The organism is Micromonospora matsumotoense, from assembly GCF_900091525.1.
Taxonomy (GTDB): domain Bacteria; phylum Actinomycetota; class Actinomycetes; order Mycobacteriales; family Micromonosporaceae; genus Micromonospora; species Micromonospora matsumotoensis.
In genome coordinates, this window is the sequence record NZ_FMCU01000052.1 from 1 (window position 1) to 4,973 (window position 4,973).

Here is a 4,973-nt window from a genome sequence, read left to right on the forward strand (position 1 = left end):
TCAGCCGTCTCCCGACCGACCGCCACGCCCCGGAACTCCAACCCGGCCCGGCCCGCACCCAACGAGAACCCGACATCCACCGGACGCGCGTCGGTGCCGGCGGCGTACTCCGCGATGCGGGCGGCCTGGCGGGCGAGTCCCTCGGGCGAGCGTCCCGACACCGGCCAGAGGGTGACCGGCGGGGTCGCCCCCGGCGGGACGTCCTCGACGGCCGGCGCCTGCTCGACGATGAGGTGCACGTTGGTGCCGCTGATCCCGAACGACGACACCGCGGCCCGGCGCGGCCGGTCCACCACCGGCCAGGCGACCGGCTCGGTGAGCAGCCGGACGTCCCCGGCGTCCCAGTCGACCTGCCGCGACGGCGTCTCGGCGTGCAGGGTGCGCGGCAACGTCCCGTACCGCATCGCCATCACCATCTTGATCACCCCGGCGACCCCGGCGGCGGCCTGGGCGTGCCCGATGTTCGACTTGATCGAGCCGAGGAAGAGTGGCCGGTCCCGGTCCCGGTCCCGGCCGTAGGTGGCGAGCACCGCCTGCGCCTCGATCGGGTCACCCAGCGTGGTGCCGGTGCCGTGCGCCTCGACCACGTCCACGTCGGCGACGGAGAGCCGGGCGTTGGCCAGCGCCGCCCGGATCACCCGCTGCTGGGCCGGCCCGTTCGGCGCGGTCAACCCGTTCGACGCCCCGTCCTGGTTCACCGCCGAACCCCGGATCACCCCGTACACCCGGTGCCCGTGGCGCTGGGCGTCGGAGAGCCGCTCCAGCACCAGCACCCCGACACCCTCGGACCAGGCCGCGCCGTCGGCACCGTCACCGAAGGAGCGGCACCGGCCGTCCGGGGACAGGGCGCGCTGCTTGCTGAACTCGACGAAGAGCTGCGGGGTGGCCATCACCGCGACCCCACCGGCCAGGGCCAGGCTGCACTCCTCCTTGCGCAGCGACTGGCAGGCCAGGTGCATCGCCACCGACGACGACGAGCAGGCGGTGTCGACGGTGATCGCCGGCCCCTCCAGGCCCAGGTGGTAGGCGACCCGGCCGGAGACGAGGCTGCCGGAGGTGGTGCTGTCGACGTAGTCGTGGTGCATCACCCCGACGAACACGCCGGTGGCGCTGCCCTTCATGGCGACCGGATCGATGCCGCCGTGCTCGAACGCCTCCCAGGACGCCTCCAGCAGCAACCGCTGCTGCGGGTCCGTCTCGACCGCGTCCCGGGGGCTCATCCCGAAGAAGCCCGGGTCGAAGTCGGCGGCGTCGTGGAGGAAGCCGCCCTGCCGGGTGTAGCTCTTGCCGGGCTTGCCGGGCTCCGGGTCGTAGACGCCGTCGACGTCCCAGCCCCGGTCGGTGGGGAAGCCGGAGATGGCGTCGGTGCCGTCGGCGACGAGCCGCCACAGGTCCTCCGGTGACCGGACCCCGCCGGGGTAGCGGCAGCCCATGCCGACGATCGCGATCGGCTCCTGGTCCCGACCCTCCACCTCACGCAGCCGCCGGTTGGCCTGTTGCAGTTCGGCGGTGGCGCGCTTGAGGAAGGTCCGGAGCTTGTCGTCGTTCGCCATCGTTCACACCAATCTTTCCCGCGCCGGAGGTTCGTCGAGACTGCCGTCAGGAGATGCCGAGCTCGTTCTCCAGCACGTCGAACAGTTCCTCGTCGGTAGCGGACTCGTAGTCGTGCGGGGTGTCGTCGTCGGGGCGGCCGGCCCGGTCCTGCCAGCCGCGCAGCACCGCCTCCAGCCGGGCGGTCAGCCGGGCGTACTCGTCGCCGGGCACCTCGGCCAGGGCCTTCTCCAGCCGGTCGAGGTCGGCGAGCACCGCACCGGCCGGGTCGGCGTCGGGCACCACCAGTTCGGCCTTGAGCGCGCGGGCCAGGGCGGTGGGTTCCGGGTGGTCGAAGACGAGGGTGGCGGGCAGCCGCAGCCCGGTGACGGTGCTGAGCACGTTGCGGAACTCGACGGCGGCGAGGGAGTCGAAACCGAGATCCTTGAACGCCCGGCCGGGTTCCACCGAGGCCGGGCCGGGAAAACCGAGCACGGCGGCGGTGTGCGTGCGGACCAGGTCGAGCAGCACGGTTTCCCGGTCGGCATCGGAGAGACCGGCGAGCCGCTGCGCCAGCGGCGGGCCGCCGGCCGTCGCGCCGGTGGCGCTGGCGGTGGGCCGGGCCGGGGTGCGGACCAGGCCGCGCAGCACGGCGGGGAGCGCATCGGTGCGCCGCCGCAGCGCGTCCAGGTCGACCCGCACCGGTACGACGGTGGCCCGGCCGGCGGCGACGGCCGCGTCGAACAGCTCCAGCCCTTCGTCGGTGCTCATCGCGGGCATCCCGAGCCGGCGCATCCGGTGCAGGTCGGCGTCGTCGAGGTGACCGCCCATCCCGGTGCCGGTGGCCCAGAGGCCGAAGGCCAGCGAGGTCGCGGGCAGCCCGTCGGCGCGGCGGCGTTGGGCGAGCGCGTCGAGGAAGAGGTTCGCGGCGGCGTAGTTGGCCTGCCCGGCGCCGGCCGCCCAACCCGCCGACGAGGAGAAGAGCACGAAGGCGGTCAGGTCGTGGTCGCGGGTGAGGTCGTGCAGGTGCCAGGCGGCGTCCACCTTGGGCCGCAGCACCCGGTGCAGCTGGTCGGGGGTGAGGGCGTCGACCAGCGCGTTCTCGGCGGTGCCGGCGGCGTGCACCACCGCCCCGAGCGGGCGGTCGGCGAGCAGGGCGGCGACCGCGTCCCGGTCGGCGACGTCGCAGGCGGCGACCGTCACGTCGGCACCGGCGGCGGTGAGGTCCGCGACCAGGTCCGCCGCGCCGGGCGTGGCCGCGCCGCTGCGCCCGGTCAACAGCAGCCGGCGTACGCCGTGCCGGGTGACCAGGTGCCGGGCGACGAGGCTGCCCAACCCGCCGAGTCCACCCGTGATCAGGACGGTGCCGTCGACGGGCCACGGGCTGTCCACGGCGGTGTCGACGGCCAGCCGGGCCAGCCGGGGCACCAGCAGCTGTCCGTCCCGGACGGCCACCTCGGGTTCACCGGTGGCCAGGGCCGCCGCGAGGTGTGCGGTGCCGGCTCCGCCGGGGTCCACCCGGTCGACGTCGACCAGCACGAACCGGCCGGGGTGTTCGGCCTCGGCGGCCCGGACCAGCCCCCAGAGGGCTGCGGAGGCCGGGTCGACCGGGGTGTCGCCGGCCCCGACCGCGTCCCGGGTGAGCAACGCCAGCGTGCTGTGGGCGTACCCCGGGTGGGTGAGCCAGCGGCGCAGCAGCCCCAGCAGGCGTGCGGTGGCCTCGTGCACGGCGGCCGGCGGGGTGCCGGGCGGGTCGAGGGTGACCACGACGGTGTCGGGGGCCGGATCGGGCAGCTCCGCATCGACGTCGACCAGGGTCCAGCCGTCGGCGACGGCGTCCGGGGTGGGGACCGGCTGCCACTGCACCTCGTACAGGTGGCGGTGCTGGCTGCGGGCGGCGGCGTCGAGCGCGTCGGCGGCGACCGGTCGGACCACCATCTGGTCGATGGTCGCGACCGGGTTGCCGTGGCCGTCGGCGACGGTCACGGCCAGCTTGTCGCCGGTGGCCGGGGAGATCCGGATGCGCAGGCTCGCGGCGTGCGCGGCGTGCAGGGTGACCCCGCGCCAGGAGAACGGCAGCGGGGTGTCGTCCGCGCCCTCGTCGACGAGGTTGGCGTGCAGGGCCGCGTCGAGCAACGCCGGGTGCAGCAGGAACCGGGGCGCGTCGGTGGCGGCCACCTCGGGCAGCGCCGCCTCGGCCCAGATCTCGGCAGCGTCGCCGTCACCGCGCCGCCATACCGCGCGCAGCCCCTGGAACACCGGCCCGTAGCCGTAACCCTGGTTGCGCAGCCGGTCGTAGAGGCCGTCGAGGTCGACCGGTTCGGCCCCGGCGGGCGGCCACTCGGTGAGGTCGGCGGCGGCCGGGTCGGCCCCGGCCTGCCGGACCAGGACCCCTTCGGCGTGCCGGGTCCAGTCGGTGCCGTCGGCCGCGTCGTCGGCCCGGCTCCAGATGCCGAGGGTACGCACGCCGCTGTCGTCGGCGGCGTCGACGGTGACCCGCAGGGCCAGGCCGCCGTCGGTCGGCAGCACCAGCGGCGCGCTGATGGTCAACTCGTCGAGTACGGGGCAGCCGACCTGGTCCCCGGCGCGCAGGGCGAGTTCGACCAGTCCGGTGCCCGGGACGAGCACGGTGTCGAACACCGCGTGGTCGGCGAGCCACGGCTGGACGGTGCGGGAGAGCCGGCCGGTGAGCACCACGCCGCCGGTGCCGGGCAGGTCGACGACCGCACCGAGCATCGGGTGTTCGGCGGGTAGCTGGCCGAGTCCGGTGGTGTCGCCGGCACCGGGGGGCACGTCGAGCCAGTAGCGCTGGTGCTGGAAGGCGTAGGTGGGCAGGTCGACCTGCCGACCACCCGGGTTCACCGCCGCCCAGTCCAGCGCGCACCCGCTGATCCACGCCTGCGCCATCCCGGTGGCGTAGGCCTGCACCTGGCCGTCGTCGTGCCCTGACGCCGGGTCGTGCGCCTGTCCCCGGTGACGTCGCTGCAACGGGATCGCCACCGCGTCCTCGACGCAGTCGGCGACCATCGCGGTGAGCACACTGTCCGGCCCGATCTCGATGAACCGGGTCACTCCCCGGGCCGCCAACGCCGCCACCGCATCGGCGAACCGGACCGTCCCCCGCACCTGCCCCTGCCAGTACCCGGCCGAACCGAGCTGGTCGTCACCCGCCAGGTCACCGATGGCGGTCGACACCAACGGAATCGTCGCCGGAGCGGCGGTCACCCCATTGAGAACCCGCCCGTACTCGGCCAGCATCGGGTCCATCAGATGCGAATGGAACGCGTGCGACACCCGCAACCGACGCGTCTTCACCTCCAGCGATGCCTCCAGAGCGGCGATCTGCTCCTCCGTGCCGGACACCACCACCGCCCGGGGACCATTCACCGCCGCCACATCGACGTCGCCGAGATCCAACTCCGCCAACGGCGCGGCGATCGCCA

2 protein-coding genes are annotated in these 4,973 nt (G+C 74.8%); both read right to left on the reverse strand.

Features of this window, described 5'->3' with window-relative positions; all coding sequences use genetic code 11:
* Nucleotides 1-1,553: type I polyketide synthase (locus tag GA0070216_RS33485; RefSeq protein WP_176739278.1), on the reverse strand; the 1,553-nt coding region annotated here is incomplete at its 3' end.
* A 46-nt stretch (nt 1,554-1,599) separates the two neighbouring features.
* On the reverse strand, nt 1,600-4,973 hold a 3,374-nt coding region (locus GA0070216_RS33490), incomplete at its 5' end, for an SDR family NAD(P)-dependent oxidoreductase (RefSeq protein WP_141723309.1).